This is a genomic window from Agrobacterium sp. LY4, from assembly GCF_001526585.1.
GTDB classification, from domain to species: domain Bacteria; phylum Pseudomonadota; class Alphaproteobacteria; order Rhizobiales; family Rhizobiaceae; genus Agrobacterium; species Agrobacterium leguminum.
This window is the reverse complement of the sequence record NZ_ASYA01000052.1, coordinates 1-18,356: the sequence shown is the minus strand read 5'-3', so window position 1 is coordinate 18,356 and position 18,356 is coordinate 1. Positions and strand designations below refer to the sequence as shown.

The following is an 18,356-nucleotide window of genomic DNA, read 5'->3' as shown; positions in this document are numbered from 1 at the left end:
TGAAGGTTCAGATCGGTGCGATCATTGCAGGGGTTTTTCGTACTTCGTATCGAGCGCATAAAGCCCGTTGAGGGCGCCTATGCGCTTGATGAGTTCGGAAAAACCCTGAAGAACCAGAAGGGCAAAACCGGCGAAGATGATGAATTTCACCGGCCAGCGGATGAGGCCGCCGGCATTGGAGGACATTTCGCTCTGATGCCAGGATAGCGTGAACATGGGCCAGGAAAGCCAGGCGAGGTAAAAGCAGCCGGGAAGCAGGAACAGCACGATGCCGATAATGTCCACCCAGATGCGGCTGCGCGGTGAAATCGCGCCATAAATGATGTCCACTCGCACATGTTCATTCATGCGCAGCGTGTAGGATGCGCCGATCAGCACGATGAAAGCGAACATGTACCACTGGATTTCCAGCCAGCCGTTTGAACTGTAGTTCAGGGCGTAACGGACCATGGCATTGCCGGCGCTGACGAGGCAGCAGATGAGCACGAGATAACCGGCAACCTTGCCCAGAGCTTCGCTTGCAAGGTCTATCAGCGCACTTAGTTTTAAAAGCGATTTCATAACTTTCCCCTCTTCCCTTTTCGGGCCCTTTGCGGGTTTATGGCGGAGAGCAAAGCCGGGCGCCCCTGCTGCGGCCACGCCTCCACGTGCTTCCGCTGCCACAGGTTCCAGAGTTCCTCCCCACAGAATCCCGTGTATGGTCAGGCGGTTCGAAAAGCAACCAAAACCACCATGAAACGGCTTGGCGGACCGCCCTTTTCAACCGTTTGCGAAAGAATGTTGCCCTATGACATGTTTTGCCCGGTTGAGCGGCAACGATGCATGCCGTTGCCGCTCTTTCACTGAGAACGCATTGCGCTTTTCGGCGACTTCATGTTACCTCTGGCTACGGAGAATCCGGCATGGGCCCGTGATCGTTCGCGGGCAGATTTTCCCGCACAACGGGCATGACGGATGGAGCACAAGGGGAAGCGGAATGAGCGAACACCACACGGGTCCTGTCGAAGTCGGCGCCGAGATGAACTATGCCGAGCACGAAAAGACCTATAACGGTTTTCTGGCCTTGACGAAGTACGGCACCATGATGCTGTGCGTGCTGATGCTGGCCATGGTCGCGGGTTTCTTCACCACCGCCGGCTTCCTTGGTGGCCTGGTCGTCTTCGTCGTGCTGTCGGCTGCGGGTTTCTTCCTGCTGCGCTGAACGATCCCGTTCATGAGCGGTTCCCGTTGCGGGGACCGGGCGATGCCGGATAACCGGAAAGGCCAAGCCATGAAGCGTCTGCTATATTGTCTGTTTCTGCTGGTGGCGATTGCGCATCCCGCTTTGTCACGCGATCTCTCACCTGCCGAGCAGGACAGTCTTCGCACACAGATAGAGCGATTTCAGACGGCTTTGAGCGCACAGGATTTCGATGTCGTCGGCAAGACGGTGCCGCCGAAAATCTTTGAATTCATCGCAGGCGAAGCGGGTATTACCGTGGAGCAATTGCGCAGCGCCTTGACTGCGCAGATGCAGATGGCGCTCGCGGCGGTCAAGATAACCGAGTTCACCATGGATACGCAGGCGATCAGCCTTGCGCAAACGTCTGATGGAACGCCCTATGCGCTTGTTCCGACGAAAACGGTCATGGAAACCGGTGGCCAGACGATCGAGGCGAAATCCCATACGCTGGCGCTGATGGACGGTGCCGACTGGTATTTGCTGCGGGTAAGCGACCAGCAGCAGGTCACCATCCTGCGCAAGGTCTATCCGTCCTTCGCCGAGGTGGTGTTTCCCGACGATTCCATGCAGCCGGTGAAATAGCTCCGTCTTCCTGAACTCAGGAAAAACGTCCCGGCCGGAAAGGATCGACCGAGATTTCCGTCTCCTCGCCGCTGGCCAGTTGCATCACCAGACGGGCGGTTGCTGCCGATTGTGTCAGCCCCAGATGGCCATGGCCGAAGGCATAGATGACGGAGGGCGTGGCGCGTGCCGTGCCGATGACGGGAAGACAGTCCGGCATGGACGGGCGGAACCCCATCCATTGTTTCCCGCCTTCCAGTTTGAGGCCGGGCAGGAAACGTCCTGCTTTCTTCAGCATGGCTTCCGCACGGCGGAAATTCGGCTTCAGTTCCAGCCCGCCGAGTTCGACCGCGCCGCCAATGCGGATGCCCGTCGATAGCGGGGTGACGACGAAGCCATGGTCGTTGAAATAAAGCTGGCGTGTGAGGTTGAAAGCCTCAGGGGAAAGCGTGGTATTGTAACCACGTTCGGTTTCTAGCGGCACGATGTTGCCAAGCGTAGCGGCAAGTTTTCTCGACCAGGCGCCGCAGGCGATCACCACTTTGTCGGCATCGATCTTGTCGCCATTTTCCAGCGTCACGATCGTACTTTCGCCGACGGCGTCGATGCGTTCGGCCTCGCCTTTGCGCAGGCTGGCGCCGCGGGCGATTACCAGATCGAAAATGGCGCGGGTGAAATCGTAAGGGTCGGAGACCTGCAGGCCATCCGGTGAAAACATGGCATGGCGGAACTGCGGCGCGAGACCCGGCTGCAGTTCCTCGATTTCAGGGCGGCCGACGCGCTGAAAGGTGAAACCGGCGCTTTCCTTTTCGTTCCAGTCCCTGCGGGCGGCATTAAGACTTGCCTCGCTGTCATAAAGATCGAGCGTGCCGGTTTTCGAAACGAGGTGCGAAAGTTCCGGCATCGCCGCGACATGGGCCATTTCCATGGCAGCCAGCCGGTTGATGTCGGTGAGTGACTTCAGCCCGTGGCGAAAATTACGCTCGGCGCTCGCGCGCCAGAAACGCCACAGCCAGGGTGCGATCTTTGCCGCATAGGCCGGCGGCACACTGAGCGGGCCGAGCGGATTGAACAGCCAGCGCGGCGCTTTTTTCATGATGCCGGGAGCCGGAATGGGGATGATTTCGGGGAAGGCCAGAATGCCGGCATTGCCGGAACTCGCGCCCCGGGCAACCTCGCCGCGCTCCAGCAGCACCACCTCGCGTCCGGCATTCTGCAGATAAAGCGCCGCCATGGAACCGATAATGCCGGTGCCGATCACCAGCACATCGCATTTCAGGGTTTTGGTCATCGGCGCTCCTGCAATACAAATCTTTCAACCCCGCATAACAATGAATGCCGCCCCGATGAAAGGCCGTATCGTGTTGCCGGCGCAGAAATATCAGCACTGTGGCAAATAAGCGGTCCGAAATAGACAAGGCGAATATACTCGTGATGAAGCATACCGGCAGTCGATTGAGGCTCCGGATCAATAGTTATAGTTCATTATTAATCGCTATTTAACGGTGTCCGGCTAGTTTCGCGTGCAGGCGGCCGACCGTTTTTCATCTCTATATTTCGAGGGTGGAACAGGTCTGCATATGGATTACTGTTTGAGGGTTCAAAAAGATGTCTCACTTTTCCAAACTCGGTCTGGATGCTTCTGCGGTGCTTGATGCGCTGAGCCGCTCACAGGCCATCATCGAGTTCGATCTGACCGGCAAGATTTTGAAAGCGAACGATAATTTCTGCAAGGCCGTCGGCTATCAGCAGTCTGAAATCGTTGGGCGTACCCACAGCATGTTCCTGTCTCCCGAAGATGCGGCCTCGCCCGAATACAAGAGCTTCTGGGCGAAGCTGTCGCGTGGCGAATACGATCAGGGTCAGTATCGACGTCGGGCCAAGAATGGCGACGAAATCTGGATCGAAGCTTCCTACAATCCGGTGTTCCGTTTCGGTAAACCCTACAAGGTGGTCAAGATTGCAACCGACATCACCTCGATCAAGCGCAAGAGCGCCGAGGATGACGGGAAACTGGCGGCGCTCTCCCGCGCGCAGGCCATGATCGAATTTACGCCTGACGGAAAAATCCTCAGCGCCAACGAAAATTTCCTCTCGACGCTTGGTTACACGGCGGAAGACATTATCGGCAAACATCATTCGATGTTCTGCGAGCCGGCCTATGCCCAGTCCCAGGACTATCGGGATTTCTGGAAGGAACTCGGAAAGGGCCATTTCTCGACGGGGCAGTTTATGCGCCTTGGCAAGGATGGCAAACGCGTCTTCATTCAGGCCTCCTATAATCCGATCATCGATGATCGGGGCCGCGTCTTCAAGGTGGTGAAATTCGCTTTCGATGTGACGGACCGGATGCATGCGGTCGAGGAACTTGGTGCTGCGCTCGAGCGGCTTTCTCAATGCAACATTCGTATTACGCTGGACAAACCCTTCGTCGGCGAGTTCGAACGGCTGCGTTGCGATTTCAATAAATCCATCGCTGAATTCCAGAAGACGCTGGAAAACGTTCTCGGCCAGACCGGAGACCTGACCCGCAGCAGCCAGGAAGTCAGCGAAGCCTCCGTCAATCTCGCCGAACGTTCGCGTGAGCAGGCGGTGGCGCTCGAGGAGACTTCGGCAGCACTCGAAGAAATCACCGCGACGGTCCGTTCGTCGACAGAAAACATGAAGGAGACGCGCAAGCTCGTTCAGAGCGCGCGGACATCCACCGTGGCCTCCACCGAGGTCGTGGAGCGGACCGTCGATGCCATGCAGCGTATCGAGACGGCCTCGCGCGAAATCAGCCAGATCATCGGTGTGATCGACGAAATCGCCTTCCAGACGAACCTGCTGGCGCTGAATGCCGGCGTGGAAGCTGCGCGTGCGGGCGAGGCGGGCAAGGGTTTTGCCGTCGTGGCGCAGGAAGTGCGCGAGCTGGCGCAGCGTTCCGCCAATGCCGCGAAGGAAATCAAGGCGCTGATCAACAATTCCGGCACCGAGGTTCTGGAAGGCGTCAGGCTGGTGGGTGAAACCGGCGAAGCGCTGAAGCAGATCGACGCGCTGGTCAGGCACATTGACGGCAATGTCGACATGATCGCCAAAGCGGCGGACGAGCAGGCTGTCGGCATCAGCGAGATCAACAAGGCGGTCAACCGGCTCGACCGGATGACGCAGGAGAATGCGGCGATGAGCGCCCGTACCACGGTGATCAGCACGACGCTGGCGCAGGGTGCGGATGCGCTGGCGCAGCTTGTCAGCCTGTTCAAGCTGAACCGCCGTACGGTTCAGCGGGAAGACGGATCGTCCACCCGCTCGGATACTCCGAATACGGCCCGGCGCGACCAGACGTCGGCACGGGCAGCGGCGTAAAGGAGCGGACTCGGGCCCGCTTCAGCTTGAGAATGAGATTCGGTGGATGCGGATGCCTTTGAACGGGCATCCGCATGGCTTTGTCACCGCAGCGCCGGTCGTTCGATACCGAGGTGGTCGCGCAGCGTCGAGCCTTCGTAGTCCTTGCGGAACAGGCCGCGCTCCTGCAGGAGCGGAACGACCTCGCGATTGAATTCCTCCAGCCCGCCGGGGAAGAAGGGCGGCATGACGTTGAAGCCGTCGGCCGCGCCGTTTTCGAACCATTCCTGCATTCGGTCCGCCACATCCTTCGCTGTGCCCATGACGATATGGTGGCCGCGGCCGGCGGCGACGCGCAGCGCAAGCTCCCGGATCGTCAGCTTTTCGCGGCGCGCCAGTTCGGTCAGAAGTTCGGCGCGGCTGCGCAGCTGGTCGGAAATCGGCAGGTCCGGCAGCGGACCGTCGAGATCGTAATCCGTGAGGCTGTGGCCGATGCGTTCTTCAAGCAGCGGCATTGCGCTCTTGATGTCCGTCCACCGGTTCAGTTCCTTCAGCTTTTCGCCGGCCTCTTCGAAGCTCCTGCCGATAATCGGCATGAAGCCGGGCATCACGGCGACGCTGGCCGGGTCGCGGCCGAACTTCTCCACGCGTGCCTTGAGGCTGGTATAGAAGGCCTGCGCTTCGGAAATCGCCTGCTGGGCGGTGAAGACAATATCGGCGGTGCGGGCGGCGAGATCCTGCCCCGGCCCGGAAGATCCGGCCTGGATGAGAACCGGGTGGCCCTGCGGCGAACGCGGAATATTGAGCGGTCCCTTGACCGTGAAATATTTGCCTTCGTGGTTGAGGATATGGACCTTTTCCGGATCGACGTAGCGGCCCGCCTGCTTGTCCTTGACGAAGGCGTCGTCATCCCAGCTGTCCCACAGGCCACGAACGACATTCACATATTCTTCCGCCACCGCATAACGTTCGTCATGCTCGGGATGGTCCTTGGAAAAATTGGCCGCCGTGCGGGCGTAGGATGTGGTGACGATGTTCCACGCCGCGCGGCCGTGGCTCAGATGATCGATGGAAGCGAAGGCGCGGGCGGTGTGGTAGGGCTCGCCATAGGTGGTGGACGCGGTGGCGGCCAGCCCGATCTTGTCGGTGACCATGGCCAATGCGGCAAGCAGGGTCAGCGGCTCGAAACGCGCGATCATCGAGGGGTGGGCGTCGACGCCGCTGGTCAGGCCGTCGGCGAGGAATACCATGTCGAACTTCGCTGCTTCGGCCATTTTCGTCACACGGGTGAGCAGATCGAAATTTTCGCTGCCGGCTTCGGCATCGGGGTGACGCCAGCCGGAAACGTGGTGCCCGGCGCCCTGCAGGAAAAGGCCGAGATGCATCTGTCTTTTGCGTGTCGTGGTGGTCATGGGGATCATGCCTTCATGTCGGTCGAGTTATATTTGCGATACCAGAAGCGTTTCGAGCTTCCTGAGGTCGGCTGCGGTTTTCATGGACCGCACCAGTGCCGGAATGCCGGCGAATTTCTCATTGCCGCCGGTCGCATCGGCAAATTTTTCGGTCGGGTCATCGATGCCAGGAAGGCCGTCGACACGGCGCGACAGCACCGTGCCGTCCTTCTTCGTCACGTCGATGACCACGAACCGGGTGGTCGGATCGGGCGAGAGGCGGCGGGCGGTCTCGTCATGCCGGCGCGAGACTCTGGCGGAAAGGGCAAGCAGGTCGTCGCGTGTCGGGCGCTCATCGAAATGGCCGATGCCGAGCGCTCCATCCGTCAGCGCTGCGGCAAAGACATATTCGGCGCTGAAGCGTGCATCGATGCCGGTCGTGGGCGTGGCGGGGCCGACGAGGGCGGCATCGCCGCCCGGCGGGAAGGTGATGGTGACCGTCTCGATCTCGTCCGGCGTCAGATTATTGCTGTTGCGCAGCGCCAGCGCGCCAACGGCAACGGGATGGCTGGCGGTGCAGCAGGGAAAGGCCTTGAGGGTGAGGCCGGGGGAGACGATCTGCCAGGGTGCGCCCCAGCCGGAGAGAACACGTTTCGGCTGCTCGGCGCCGAAGGCGTAAGCGGAATAAAAGCCGATGGGGTTTTCCAGAAAATCCGGCGCGCCCTGAAAGCCCGATCGTGCCAGCCGCGCGGCGGTAAGGCCGGCGCGCGTGGCGAGCCCGGCATGCAGCGGCTTGGCGTCATAACCGAATTGCAGGCGAAGCCCGGCCGATTGGGTGGCCGCGAGGCCGAGTGCAACGGCCGTGGTCTGCGGATCGAATTTCAGGAGATGGGCAATCGCCGCCGCAGCACCGATGGGGCCGAGCGTGGCGGTGGCGTGGAAGCCGTTTTCGTAGTGCTTCGTTCCGAGCGACAGGCCGAGACGCGCCATGGTTTCCAGCCCGACGATATAGGCGGCGATGAAGGCGTCCGCCGTGGAGCTCTCTTCGACCGCGATAGCCAGCAAAGCGGGAATGATGGCGACGGTCGGGTGGCCGCGCACGCTGCTATGGACATCGTCATAATCAAGCACATGCCCTGCGTGACCGTTGATGAGGGCGGCGGTGAAGGTATCCGTGCGCAGATCGTGGCCGATAATGCCCGCCGTGCCTGACGTACCGGGTGTAAAGCTGTCGATCAGGATTTTCGTGCTTCTGTCGGCGGCGCCGCCCAGCACGCAGGCGAAAAAATCGATCAGCGCCGTGCGGGCGATGGCCACCGCCTCGTCGTCGCGTAAAGGATCGGAGGCGGCAATCGCTTCGGCGAGATGAAGGGTGAGCTTTTCGTCGGCGGTCATGGCATCAGATCCCTTCGCCGTCATTGACCCGCGCCACCTGTCCGCCGAGACCCTTGACGAAGGCGTTGATGCGCGGATTGGTCGACTTGTAGAAGATGTGCTCCGGCGTGCCCTGATCGACGATCAGGCCGTTTTCGGTGAAGACGATATTGTCGCTGATTTCTTCGGCAAAACGCATTTCGTGCGTGACGAGAATGCTGGTCATGCCATCATTGACGAGATCGCGGATGACGGCGAGCACTTCGCCCACGGTTTCCGGGTCGAGCGCGGACGTGACCTCATCGAACAACACCAGTTCCGGCCGCATGGCAAGCGCGCGGGCAATCGCCACGCGCTGCTGCTGGCCGCCGGAAAGCTGGCCGGGATAGGCATCGACCTTCTGGGAAAGACGCACTTTTTCCAGCAATTCGCGGGCATGGCGCTCGGCTTCAGCCTTCGGCGTGCCGAGAATCTTGATCGGCGCGATGGTGATGTTTTCCATCACCGTCAGATGCGGGAAGAGGTTGAACTGCTGGAACACGATGCCGATGCGCTTGCGCAGTGCGATGCGCTCAGCCTCTGTCTTCAGCTGGTCTACTCGCGTGCCGCCGACGGTGATCTTGCCCGATTGCGGGATGAGCAGGCCGTTGATGCAGCGCAGGATGGTGGATTTGCCGGAGCCGGAAGGGCCGATGATGGAGACGGCGTCGCCCTTGTTCACCGTGAGGTCGATGCCCTTCAGGACCTGATTGTCACCGAAGGACAGGTGTATGCCTTCCAGTTCGACCAGGGCTTTTGCGGCGGTTTGTGGTGCGGGTGCGGACATGGCTTGTTCCAATCAGCGGGAAGCGAAGCGCCGCTCGAGGCGCTGCGTGAAACGGGAGACGGGATAGCAGAACAGGAAGAACGCCATCAGAACGGTGAGATAGACCACGACGGTGAAATCGTTGCGCTGCACGGCGGTGCTGGCGTCCGTCGCGGCATGAAGAAGTTCATGCACACCGACCAGCGAGGCAAGCGCCGTGCCCATGGTGATCGACGCATAGAGGTTCATCCATGGTGGCAGCGAGCGCTTCACGCATTGCGGCAGGATGATCCAGCGCAAGGTCTGGTTGCGCGAAAAACCCAGCCCCTGCGCCGCTTCCCATTGTGCCGTCGGAATGGACTGGATGGCGCCGCGGGTGATTTCGGCGATATGGGCGCTGGCCGGAATGGCGAGACCGACGACGGCCTTGATCCAGTCCGGGAAGGGAATGTAGTTGCCGAAGGCGACGATCTCGAAGGGGAATATGTAGGTCGCGGCGAAGATCAGCACCAGATGCGGGGCGTTACGGAAGACCTGCACATAGGTGAGCGCCGGTGCCCGCACGAGGCGATAGGGCGCAAGCTCCATGATGCCGAGCAGGACGCCGATGAAGGTGCCGATGGTGATCGCAAGGATGCTGATCAGCACGTTCATTGCAAAACCCTTGGCCAGATAGGGCAGCCATTGCAGCAGCACCTGACCGAGCGAGGGATCGAGGATCAGCCACAATATGACTGATATCAGCACGCCGAGCAGTAGAATGGTGCCGAAGGGCGGCTTCTTCACCGCCTGTGTTGGAGAAACCACTGCACTCATTGACCGAACCCCGGAACCGCAAGACGCCGTTCAAGCCAGAGACCGGCTCTTGCGACGATAAAATTGATGACGCTGAAGAAGATCAGGATGACGATCATCAGCTCGACCACATTGTCGCGCTGCGTCCAGATCAGGATCGAGGCATAGGTGATTTCACCCACCGCAATTGCAGAGCCGACCGTGGTGAGCTTCACCAGATTGACGAGGTTGTTGATGATGGAGGGCAGCGCCGTGCGGATGGCCAGCGGAAACTCCACATAGCGTAAAATCTCGAAGGAACTGAAACCGATCGCGCGCGCCGCCTCGATGGTGGTTGCCGGCACCGCCTCGATACCGCCGCGCAAGGCCTCCGCATGGAAGGCGGCGATATGCAGGCCGGTGATGGCGACGACCCAGAAGAATGGCGTCAGCGGGTTGTTCTGCGCGCCGCCCAGCGCATTGGAAATCAGCATGTTGAGCACGAGGAAACCGCACATCAGCTGCACCAGCGTCGGCGTATTGCGCGTCAGTTCCACATAGGCGCGCACGGGGCCGGCGAGCCAGACCTTGCCCGATGTCAGCATGGCCGCGAAAATGAAGCCGAAGACGAGGCTGAGCGGCAAAGTGACGGCGACGAGGATCAACGTCATCTTCATGCCGTCGAGCCAGATCTGAACCTCGTAACCGCTGTTCAGAAAGTCATAGTTGAGGCCGAGATGCGCGGCCAGTTCTATGAAGCGCGCTGTAAATCCATCCTGCATCGGAAATCCATGCTGTTGTCGCGGGTGCGCCGCCCTGCAGGCGGCGCCAGAATGACCTGTCTTGCTTTAAAGCAGAAAAGAACGGCGGGCGAAACCGGCCGTTCCTGATGGTCATAGGAAATCACTCCGCCTGTTCGGCATCATCCTCACCCTGCGGTGAGGACAGGCAAGGAACGGAGAGACCCTGCGCCTGTCTTATTGCGCCGAAAGCTTCTTCTGCTGCTCTTCCATATAGCCGATGCTCGGCAGACGGTTGGCCTTGGCGAATTCGAGCATCTTGCCGGAGGCGTGCAGTTCCTTGACGATCTTGTCGAGAGCGGCCTGCGTGTCGCTTTCGCCCTTGCGCAGCCAGATCACGGAATCCGACGGGATGAGGTCGGTGGGGATGAGGATGCCGTAATCCTTCCACTCATCGGCGCGGTCCTGAAGCATCAGGCTGAGCGTGCCGTTGACGTGAACGGAGACGTCGCAATTGCCGCCCTTGAGTGCAAGCAGCGATTCCGGCTGGCTTGGCAGCGCCTTTACCTGCGCGCCATATTGTTCGATCAGCGGCTGGGTGTAGTTCGAGCCTTGCGAAACGCAGGCGATCTTGCCCTTCAGGTCCGGCCAGTCCTTGATGCCACTGTCCTTGCGGCCGATGGCGGCGCCACCCTGGCGGTCATAGGGGGTCGGTACGTAATCGAGCGTTTTGGCGCGCTCTTCCGTGTACTGCATGTTGGCGATCAGAATATCGACCTTGCCCTGCTGCAGGAACTGCACGCGGTTCGGCGGGGTCACGGTTTCGGTGACCAGCTCGACACCGAGGCCGGCGGCCAGCGCCTTCGCGACATCGATGTTGAGACCCTTCTGCTCCTGCGTCTTCGGATCGATAAAGCCGAAAGGCGCGCCGGAGAGGATGACACCGACGGTGAGCTTGCCGCGACCCTTGATCCGGTCGAGCGTTGCATCCGCGTGAGCGGCGGTGGCCATCGAAGCGATGACAACGGTTCCGGCAATGAGTTTTGCGGCAAATTTGGAGAAAGAGAGGGCCATGGGTATTTCCTTTTGATTGTAGGTGGAAACTACATGAGGCACCCGCCAAGAGCGAGAATTGGCATTGCGTGAAAAATAGTATGAATAAAATCCGGTTCCAATAAATCTTTTGGAGGGAAAAATTATCCTAATAATTTGAGATCGTAGAATCTTGTTCTTTGCTTCCGCTATTTTATGTCTGGCCGTGAGGGCGGGAGGATAATCAAGACGCCGTGTGTGGGCCAAATGGCCACAGGGAGAGCGAGCGAATGCCGCTTGTTTCTTCTCCCCGCCGGGGAGAAGTCCGCGGCAGCGGGATGAGGGGGCAAGCTCTCGGTTTATCGCTAACGTCGCCCCCTCATCCGACCCTTCGGGCCACCTTCTCCCCGGCGGGGAGAAGAAACGTGCCGCAAACGTTCCGCCCCTGCCGTCACCGTCCGGCGTTATAGGCCGCGATTGCCGCCATATTGACGATGTCGCTGTCCTTCGCCCCCATCGAGGTGATCTGTACCGATTTGTCGAGGCCGACGAGAAGCGGGCCGATGACGGTTGCGCCGCCCAGTTCCTGCAGCATCTTGGTGGAGATGGAAGCGGAATGGATGGCGGGCATGACCAGCACATTGGCCGGGCCGGAAAGCCGGGCGAAAGGATACTGGCTCTGCATGCGGTGATGGTTCAGCGCCACATCGGCCGACATTTCGCCGTCGACCTCGAAATTGACGTTGCGCCTGTCGAGGATTTTCACCGCCTCGCGCACCTTGTCGGAGCGTTCGCCGGTCGGCTGGCCGAAGGTGGAATAGGCGAGCATGGCAACGCGCGGCTCGTAACCGAAACGGCGGGCGAGGTGGGCTGCTTCTTCGGCGATATCGGCCAGGTCTTCCGCATTCGGCATGTCATGCACGGCGGTATCGGCAACGAAGACGGTGCGGTTGCGTGAGACCACCAGCGATACGCCGATGACGCGATGGCCGGGCTTGGTGTTGATGCAGCGGCGGATATCCTCCAGCGCCGTGGAGTAGTTGCGGGTAACGCCGGTGACCACGGCATCCGCATCGCCCATCGCCACCATGCAGGCGGCGAAATGGTTGCGGTCGTTGTGGACCAGACGCTGCACGTCGCGCAGCAGGAAACCGCCGCGCTGCAGACGCGCATAGAGATAATCGACATAGGCATCGACGCGGCTGGAAAGGCGGGCGTTGGTGATCTCGATGTTGGCGCGGTCGAGATCGATGCCCGCGCGTTCCGCATTGGCCTTGATGATATCGTCACGGCCGAGCAGGATGGCGGTGCCGAGGCCCTGCGCGGTGAAGGAAATCGCCGCACGCATGACCTGTTCTTCTTCGGCTTCTGCAAAAACGACCCGCTTCGGCGAGCGGCGCACCCGCTCGTAAAGGCGCTGCGTGGTTGAGGCCATCGGGTCGCGGCGGGCGGAAAGCTCGCGGGCATAGGCGTCGAGGTCGGGCAGTTCGCGGCGGGCGACGCCGGTTTCGATGGCGGCTTTCGCCACGGCCACCGGAATGGCCGAGATCAGGCGCGGATCAAAGGGAACCGGAATGATATATTGCGATCCGAAGCGCGGGCGGTTGCCCTGATAGGCGGCGGCCACATCGTCAGGCACATCCTCGCGGGCAAGATCGGCGAGCGCCTGTGCCGCCGCGATCTTCATCGCATCGTTGATCTGGCTGGCACGGACATCGAGCGCGCCGCGGAAGATGTAGGGGAAGCCGAGGACATTGTTGACCTGGTTCGGGTAGTCCGAACGCCCGGTCGCCATGATGGCGTCGTCGCGAATGCGCGACACTTCTTCCGGCGTAATTTCCGGGTCCGGATTGGCCATGGCGAAGATAATCGGCTTCGGCGCCATGGAGCGGATCATCTCTTCGCTGAAGGCGCCCTTCTGGGAGAGGCCGAACACCACATCCGCGCCCTTCATGGCTTCCGCCAGCGTGCGGTTGTTGGTTTTCACCGCGTGCGCGGATTTCCACTGGTTCATGCCTTCGGTACGGCCCTGATAGATCACGCCCTTGGTATCGCAGAGCGTGATGTTTTCTGGGTTGAAACCCATGGCCTTGATGAGATCCATGCAGGCGATTGCCGCCGCACCCGCGCCATTGCAGACCAGCTTGGTGGTCTTGAAGTCGCGGCCCGTCAGTTCGATGGCGTTGATGAGGCCGGCGGCGGCGATGATGGCGGTGCCATGCTGATCGTCATGGAATACGGGAATGTCCATCAGCTCGCGCAGGCGGCTTTCGATGATGAAACATTCCGGCGCCTTGATGTCTTCCAGATTGATGCCGCCGAAGGAGGGGCCAAGGTAACGCACGCAATTGATGAACTCATCGGCGTCTTCGGTGTCGACCTCGAGATCGATGGAATCGACATCGGCGAACCGCTTGAAGAGAACGGATTTGCCTTCCATGACCGGCTTGGAGGCGAGCGCGCCGAGATTGCCGAGACCGAGGATGGCGGTGCCGTTGGAGATGACCGCAACCATGTTGCCGCGCGTGGTATAGTCGTAAGCGGTCGCCGGATTTTCGGCGATGGCTTTCACCGGCACGGCCACGCCCGGCGAATAGGCGAGCGACAGGTCCCGCTGCGTCGCCATCGGTTTGGTCGGGGTAATTTCCAGTTTCCCCGGTCGGCCTTCCGCGTGGAAATCCAGGGCTTCCTGATCCGTAACCGATGTTCTGGTGCTGGCGGGTTTCGTCGTGTCGGACATGGGCTGAGCGTGCTTTCGTGTCGATAACAGTGTAAAAATATCCGCCGTTGTTATTGTATTTTTCGCGCGCCTGCCAAGCCTTGAATGTTGTTCAGTGCAGCAAATTTAAGCGTGATGAAATTTGCGGCCGATTCAATCGATTAATTCCCCTGGTTCGCATCAGAGGCTTGGCCGATAGGCCTGTCGGGCCATGTTCACGAAGGCTTCGACATGCAGGGCGAGGGCGCCGCGCCTGACGACCAGCACACAATCGGACCATGCATCGGCGCTCTCCAGCGGCACGCCGACAATGCCTCTTGCGGAGCGCACCGTGGTTTCCGGCAGGATGGAAATGCCCGCGCCGGCCTCCACGAGCGCGAGGATCGTATTGACGTTGGCGATGCGCATGCCGATTTCCGGTGCGCAGCCGGCATCCTCGAAAAGCGAAAGCGCGCTGCTGCTGAGGCCAAGGCCGATCTCGTCAACCGGCAGCAGCAGTTTTTCCCGCACGATATCGTTGACCGAAATCCGGGAGCGACCGGCGAGTGCGTGACGTTCCGGCAGGGCGACGCAAAGCCTCGAGCGATCGAAGGGCATGGCCCGCAGGGTCTGCGGTAGCGAGGGGAGAGGAGCGCGGATGAAGGCGACGTCGGTCTTGCGCGTCGCCACCTGCTCGATCAGCTGTTCCATCGTCATGCCGGGCAACAGTTCCAGCGTCACATCCCTGTGCTCATCGCCGTAACGGGTGATCAGCGCCGGAAGTTTGCGCTCCGCCATGACACTGGTGCCGTAACCGATGCGCAGCGTGCCGAGCTGGCCGCGCCTGATCTGCTGCGCCTTTTCCAGCGCGCCTTTGGTGCGGGCGAGGATTTCTTCCGCCTCGATCAGCATGGACTGACCGGCCGGGGTGAGTTCGACACCGCGATTGATGCGGTGAAAGAGTTTGAAGCCCAGATTTTCCTCCAGCTGCCGGATACGCTGGGTCACGGCGGGCTGAGCGATGCCGAGCTGCAGGGCGGCGGCGCGAAAGTTCCTGGCCCTTGCGGCTTCCACGAATATTGTGAGCTGGCGAATATCCATCGGCGGACAGGTCTTTGTGTTGAGGGGCTTGATGTGGTATAAGTACAGCTTATCAAAATTGCCCATCTTGCGCATTGTCATCTTGTCGCAGGCGACGTTATACCGCAGCCAGTGTTCCGGTCGTCTTTGCCGCTTATGCGGGATTTGGCGATGCGAACCGGGGAGGATTTGTTCAAGCACCTTGTCCGCCGTCCATAGGGCCGGCGGTTACCTGCAGTGAATGGGTCAAAATGACAGTCACGACGGAAATCTTCCCCACCATTGTTCCCCGTTCAGCCGCGCCGCCACTGGCGCAACTTCGTCTGGCCGCAGTGGCGGCGGACTGTCCGGGTTTTGCCGGACACTGAACGATCATCGGGCGTCAGCCTTATGGGCGGCTCTTCCAAACGGACATTGTTTCATGGGTAATCCAGCAACTTCATTATCGCTCCCAGCCAGATTATGGCTGTTGGTGCTCGGCGCGGTCATCATCGCCGCAGGCCTGTTCTTTGCCATTGGCGGCGGCCAGCTCGTGGCCCTCGGCGGCAGCGTTTATTTCATCGCGGCGGGTATCGCGCTGATCGTCTCCGGCCTGCTCATCCTGTTGCGCAAGCCTGCCGGCGCGCTTCTCTTCGGCCTTGTCTTCGTTCTCACCGGCGTCTGGGCGGTGTGGGAAGCCGGGCTGCACTTCTGGCCGCTCATTTCCCGTCTTCTGGCGATGGGTGTCGGGGCCACGGTCGTTGCGCTCTCCTATCCGCTCTTGCGCCGCGCGGCAGGCAAGGCCCCGGCATATGGCTCTTCTTTCGCCATCGCCGCCATTCTCGCCATCGCTTCCGGTGCCGGTTTTGTCGGCATGTTCGTGCCGCATCCGACCGTCGCCTTCAATGGCGAGGCGGCCGCGCTGACACCTGTAACCCCGGAAACGGAGCAGAAGAACTGGGAGCATTACGGCAATACATCCGGCGGCAGCCGCTTTGTCGCGCTTGACGAGATCACGCGGGACAATGTCAGGAACCTTGAAGTCGCCTGGACCTATCATACCGGCGATACCCCGATCAGCCCCGGCGCGAATGGTGCGGAAGATCAGGAAACGCCGCTGCAGGTTGGCGACACCGTGTTCCTTTGCACGCCGCACAATAATGTCATCGCCCTCGATGCCGATACCGGCGCCGAGAAGTGGAAGACGGAAATCAACGCGAAATCCTCCGTCTGGATGCGTTGCCGCGGCCTTGCCTATTTCGATGCCAAGGCGCCGCTGAAGCAGCCGACTGCGCCGGGCACAACACCTGTCACGCCGGCGGTGGTGGCTGAAGGCGCGCTTTGCCAGCGCCGCATTCTGATGAACACCATCAATGCCGAATTGATCGCGCTCGATGCAGATACCGGCGCATTCTGCCCGGATTTTGGCACCAATGGCCGCGTCGATCTGAAGATCGGCCTCGGAAACGCGCCGGACCCGCAATATGTTCTGACCTCCGCACCAACGCTGGCGGGAACGACCGTCGTTGTCGGCGGCCGTATCGCCGACAACGTGCAGGTGGACATGCCCGGCGGCGTGATGCGCGGTTTCGATGTGGTGACCGGCGCGCTCCGTTGGGCCTTCGACCCCGGCAACCCGGAGATCACCGGACTGCCGCCCGAAGGGCAGACCTACACGCGCTCCACACCCAACGTTTGGGCATCCATGTCCTACGATCCGGAGCTGAACACCGTCTTCATGCCGGTCGGCAGCCCTTCGGTGGATTTGTACGGCGCGACGCGCACGCCGCTCGACCATAAATATGGTGCTTCGATGCTGGCGCTCGATGCCACCACCGGTCGGGAAAAGTGGGTCTACCAGACGGTTCATAACGACCTCTGGGATTTCGACGTGCCGATGCAGCCAAGCTTCATCGATTTCCCGAAAGCGGATGGAACGACTGTTCCGGCACTGGTTTTCGGCACCAAGGCGGCGCAGATCTATGTCCTCGACCGGGCGACCGGCCAGCCGCTGACCAAGGTGGAAGAGGTTCCCGTCAAGCCTGCCAATATTCCGAACGAGCCCTATGCGCCCACACAGCCGCGCTCGGTCGGCATGCCCGAGATCGGCGCGCAGACACTGACGGAAGCGGACATGTGGGGTGCTACCCCATTTGACCAGCTTCTTTGCCGTATCGCCTTCAAGGGCATGCGCTACGAAGGGCTTTATACGGCGCCGGGTACGGACCTCTCCCTGTCGTTTCCGGGCTCGCTCGGCGGCATGAACTGGGGCGGTCTTTCGACGGACCCGACGACGAACACCATTTTCGTCAATGACATGCGCCTCGGCCTCTGGATTCAGATGAAGGAAGCCGCGCCCAGCAAGGCGACGGCAAGCGGCGGCGAAAGCGTCAATACCGGCATGGGCCTCGTGCCGATGAAGGGCACGCCCTATGCCGTCGACAAGAACCGTTTCCTTTCGGCTCTCGGCATTCCCTGCCAGGCTCCGCCCTATGGCACGATGACGGCCATCGACATGAATACCCAGAAAATCAAGTGGCAGGTGCCTGTTGGCACCGTTGAAGATACGGGTCCGCTCGGCATCAAGATGGGTCTGCCCATCCCGATCGGTATGCCGACGCTCGGCGGCACGCTTGCCACACAGGGCGGTCTCGTCTTCATTGCCGGCACGCAGGATTATTATCTGCGCGCCTTCGATACGGCGACCGGCAAGGAAGTCTGGAAGGCCCGCCTTCCGGTCGGCAGCCAGGGCGGCCCGATGAGCTACAAGTCTCCGAAGACCGGCAAGCAATATGTGGTCATCTCGGCTGGCGGCGCACGCCAGTCGCCTGATCGCGGCGATTATGTGATCGCCTATGCGCTGCCGGATTGATCTGGACGGTTCATCGTTTTGAAAAGGAGCCCCGGGGCATGATCCCCCGGGGCTTTTTCTTTGCCCTTGACCGGCGGAGCGGCCATTCCGTGCGGAACCTCGCACTCCCCCTTGCGTTAGGAAAACGGGCCTGCCGGCAAATACTCCCCGCCGTTCACCAAGCTTTCACAAGGCGAATTTATGAGCTTGCGCTTATCCGCCCGTGAACCGATGATGGCGGTATTTCGAAATATGTATATTGTCCGGCGCGCCGGGAAATTTTTAGAGTTGGAAAGGTTTTGTTGTGAAGGAACACTCTCGAAAGATCACGCCGGTTCTTCTGGCCGGCGGTGCTGGTTCGCGGCTTTGGCCGGTATCGCGCGATCAGTTGCCCAAGCAGTTTCAGCCGCTGGTCGGCAATCTTTCGACCTATCAGCAGACGCTGCAGCGAGTGGGCGACAAGGGGCTTTATGCCGAGCCGCTCGTCATCACCAATGAGGATTTCCGTTTCTTCGCCCGCCGTCA

15 protein-coding genes are annotated in these 18,356 nt (G+C 60.6%); 5 read left to right on the top strand and 10 right to left on the bottom strand.

Annotated features, from left to right (window positions below):
* Positions 1 to 21: 21 nt before the first annotated feature.
* The gene (locus L904_RS23575) at positions 22 to 561 is read right to left on the bottom strand and encodes a TRAP transporter small permease subunit (protein WP_020813285.1); all 540 of its coding nucleotides are present in this window, start codon (positions 559 to 561) and stop codon (positions 22 to 24) included.
* A 415-nt stretch (positions 562 to 976) separates the two neighbouring features.
* Between L904_RS23575 and L904_RS23570 the strand changes: the two genes are divergently transcribed.
* Both L904_RS23570 and L904_RS23565 read left to right on the top strand, forming a co-directional pair.
* A complete protein-coding gene (locus tag L904_RS23570) occupies positions 977 to 1,201 on the top strand; it encodes an aa3-type cytochrome c oxidase subunit IV (protein WP_003524572.1) in 225 nt (74 codons plus the stop codon).
* A gap of 69 nt (positions 1,202 to 1,270) precedes the next feature.
* On the top strand, positions 1,271 to 1,804 hold the full coding sequence (locus L904_RS23565) for a hypothetical protein (protein ID WP_031234527.1): 534 nt from the start codon (positions 1,271 to 1,273) through the stop codon (positions 1,802 to 1,804).
* 16 nt (positions 1,805 to 1,820) lie between these two features.
* Here the strand turns inward: L904_RS23565 and L904_RS23560 are convergent, their stop codons facing one another.
* Positions 1,821 to 3,074: an FAD-binding oxidoreductase gene (locus L904_RS23560; RefSeq protein WP_020813288.1), complete on the bottom strand. Its 1,254-nt coding sequence runs from the start codon at positions 3,072 to 3,074 to the stop codon at positions 1,821 to 1,823.
* 317 nt (positions 3,075 to 3,391) lie between these two features.
* Here L904_RS23560 and L904_RS23555 point away from each other — a divergent pair, with 317 nt between their 5' ends.
* Complete coding sequence (locus L904_RS23555) at positions 3,392 to 5,128, top strand: PAS domain-containing methyl-accepting chemotaxis protein (RefSeq protein WP_020813289.1); 1,737 nt, start codon at positions 3,392 to 3,394, stop codon at positions 5,126 to 5,128.
* Between the two features lie 83 nt (positions 5,129 to 5,211).
* Here the strand turns inward: L904_RS23555 and L904_RS23550 are convergent, their stop codons facing one another.
* The 8 genes from L904_RS23550 to L904_RS23515 form a co-directional block, all read right to left on the bottom strand.
* Positions 5,212 to 6,528 (bottom strand): LLM class flavin-dependent oxidoreductase, encoded by a 1,317-nt coding sequence (locus L904_RS23550; RefSeq protein ID WP_020813290.1) that lies wholly within the window; start codon positions 6,526 to 6,528, stop codon positions 5,212 to 5,214.
* A gap of 18 nt (positions 6,529 to 6,546) precedes the next feature.
* A complete protein-coding gene (locus tag L904_RS23545) occupies positions 6,547 to 7,893 on the bottom strand; it encodes an MmgE/PrpD family protein (RefSeq protein WP_035259648.1) in 1,347 nt (448 codons plus the stop codon).
* Between the two features lie 4 nt (positions 7,894 to 7,897).
* A complete protein-coding gene (locus tag L904_RS23540; protein WP_020813292.1) occupies positions 7,898 to 8,698 on the bottom strand; it encodes an amino acid ABC transporter ATP-binding protein in 801 nt (266 codons plus the stop codon).
* Between the two features lie 12 nt (positions 8,699 to 8,710).
* Positions 8,711 to 9,493, bottom strand: a complete 783-nt coding sequence (locus tag L904_RS23535) for an amino acid ABC transporter permease (protein ID WP_059762693.1) — start codon at positions 9,491 to 9,493, stop codon at positions 8,711 to 8,713.
* The gene (locus tag L904_RS23530) at positions 9,490 to 10,233 is read right to left on the bottom strand and encodes an amino acid ABC transporter permease (RefSeq protein ID WP_003524557.1); all 744 of its coding nucleotides are present in this window, start codon (positions 10,231 to 10,233) and stop codon (positions 9,490 to 9,492) included. The genes L904_RS23535 and L904_RS23530 overlap by 4 nt, the downstream gene beginning before the upstream one ends.
* A 195-nt stretch (positions 10,234 to 10,428) precedes the next feature.
* Positions 10,429 to 11,265: a transporter substrate-binding domain-containing protein gene (locus tag L904_RS23525; protein WP_003524556.1), complete on the bottom strand. Its 837-nt coding sequence runs from the start codon at positions 11,263 to 11,265 to the stop codon at positions 10,429 to 10,431.
* Positions 11,266 to 11,674: 409 nt separating this feature from the next.
* Positions 11,675 to 13,963, bottom strand: coding sequence for an NADP-dependent malic enzyme (locus tag L904_RS23520; protein ID WP_020813293.1), 2,289 nt, complete (start codon positions 13,961 to 13,963; stop codon positions 11,675 to 11,677).
* 159 nt (positions 13,964 to 14,122) lie between these two features.
* Entirely contained in the window at positions 14,123 to 15,097 is a 975-nt protein-coding gene (locus tag L904_RS23515) for a LysR family transcriptional regulator (RefSeq protein WP_031234529.1), read from the bottom strand.
* A gap of 325 nt (positions 15,098 to 15,422) precedes the next feature.
* Here L904_RS23515 and L904_RS23510 point away from each other — a divergent pair, with 325 nt between their 5' ends.
* Both L904_RS23510 and L904_RS23505 read left to right on the top strand, forming a co-directional pair.
* Positions 15,423 to 17,852, top strand: a complete 2,430-nt coding sequence (locus L904_RS23510) for a glucose/quinate/shikimate family membrane-bound PQQ-dependent dehydrogenase (protein WP_020813294.1) — start codon at positions 15,423 to 15,425, stop codon at positions 17,850 to 17,852.
* 283 nt (positions 17,853 to 18,135) lie between these two features.
* The coding region (locus L904_RS23505) for a sugar phosphate nucleotidyltransferase (protein WP_245303289.1) at positions 18,136 to 18,356 on the top strand (221 nt) is incomplete at its 3' end.

Bases quoted from the DNA above. Each gene is read 5' to 3' on its own strand.
- L904_RS23540 (WP_020813292.1), bottom strand. From the start codon at position 8,698: ATGTCCGCACCCGCACCACAAACCGCCGCAAAAGCCCTGGTCGAACTG.
- L904_RS23575 (WP_020813285.1), bottom strand. From the start codon at position 561: ATGAAATCGCTTTTAAAACTAAGTGCGCTGATAGACCTTGCAAGCGAA.
- L904_RS23535 (WP_059762693.1), bottom strand. From the start codon at position 9,493: ATGAGTGCAGTGGTTTCTCCAACACAGGCGGTGAAGAAGCCGCCCTTC.
- L904_RS23520 (WP_020813293.1), bottom strand. From the start codon at position 13,963: ATGTCCGACACGACGAAACCCGCCAGCACCAGAACATCGGTTACGGAT.
- L904_RS23510 (WP_020813294.1), top strand. From the start codon at position 15,423: ATGGGTAATCCAGCAACTTCATTATCGCTCCCAGCCAGATTATGGCTG.
- L904_RS23560 (WP_020813288.1), bottom strand. From the start codon at position 3,074: ATGACCAAAACCCTGAAATGCGATGTGCTGGTGATCGGCACCGGCATT.
- L904_RS23530 (WP_003524557.1), bottom strand. From the start codon at position 10,233: ATGCAGGATGGATTTACAGCGCGCTTCATAGAACTGGCCGCGCATCTC.
- L904_RS23515 (WP_031234529.1), bottom strand. From the start codon at position 15,097: ATGCGCAAGATGGGCAATTTTGATAAGCTGTACTTATACCACATCAAG.
- L904_RS23525 (WP_003524556.1), bottom strand. From the start codon at position 11,265: ATGGCCCTCTCTTTCTCCAAATTTGCCGCAAAACTCATTGCCGGAACC.
- L904_RS23565 (WP_031234527.1), top strand. From the start codon at position 1,271: ATGAAGCGTCTGCTATATTGTCTGTTTCTGCTGGTGGCGATTGCGCAT.
- L904_RS23550 (WP_020813290.1), bottom strand. From the start codon at position 6,528: ATGATCCCCATGACCACCACGACACGCAAAAGACAGATGCATCTCGGC.
- L904_RS23545 (WP_035259648.1), bottom strand. From the start codon at position 7,893: ATGACCGCCGACGAAAAGCTCACCCTTCATCTCGCCGAAGCGATTGCC.
- L904_RS23555 (WP_020813289.1), top strand. From the start codon at position 3,392: ATGTCTCACTTTTCCAAACTCGGTCTGGATGCTTCTGCGGTGCTTGAT.
- L904_RS23570 (WP_003524572.1), top strand. From the start codon at position 977: ATGAGCGAACACCACACGGGTCCTGTCGAAGTCGGCGCCGAGATGAAC.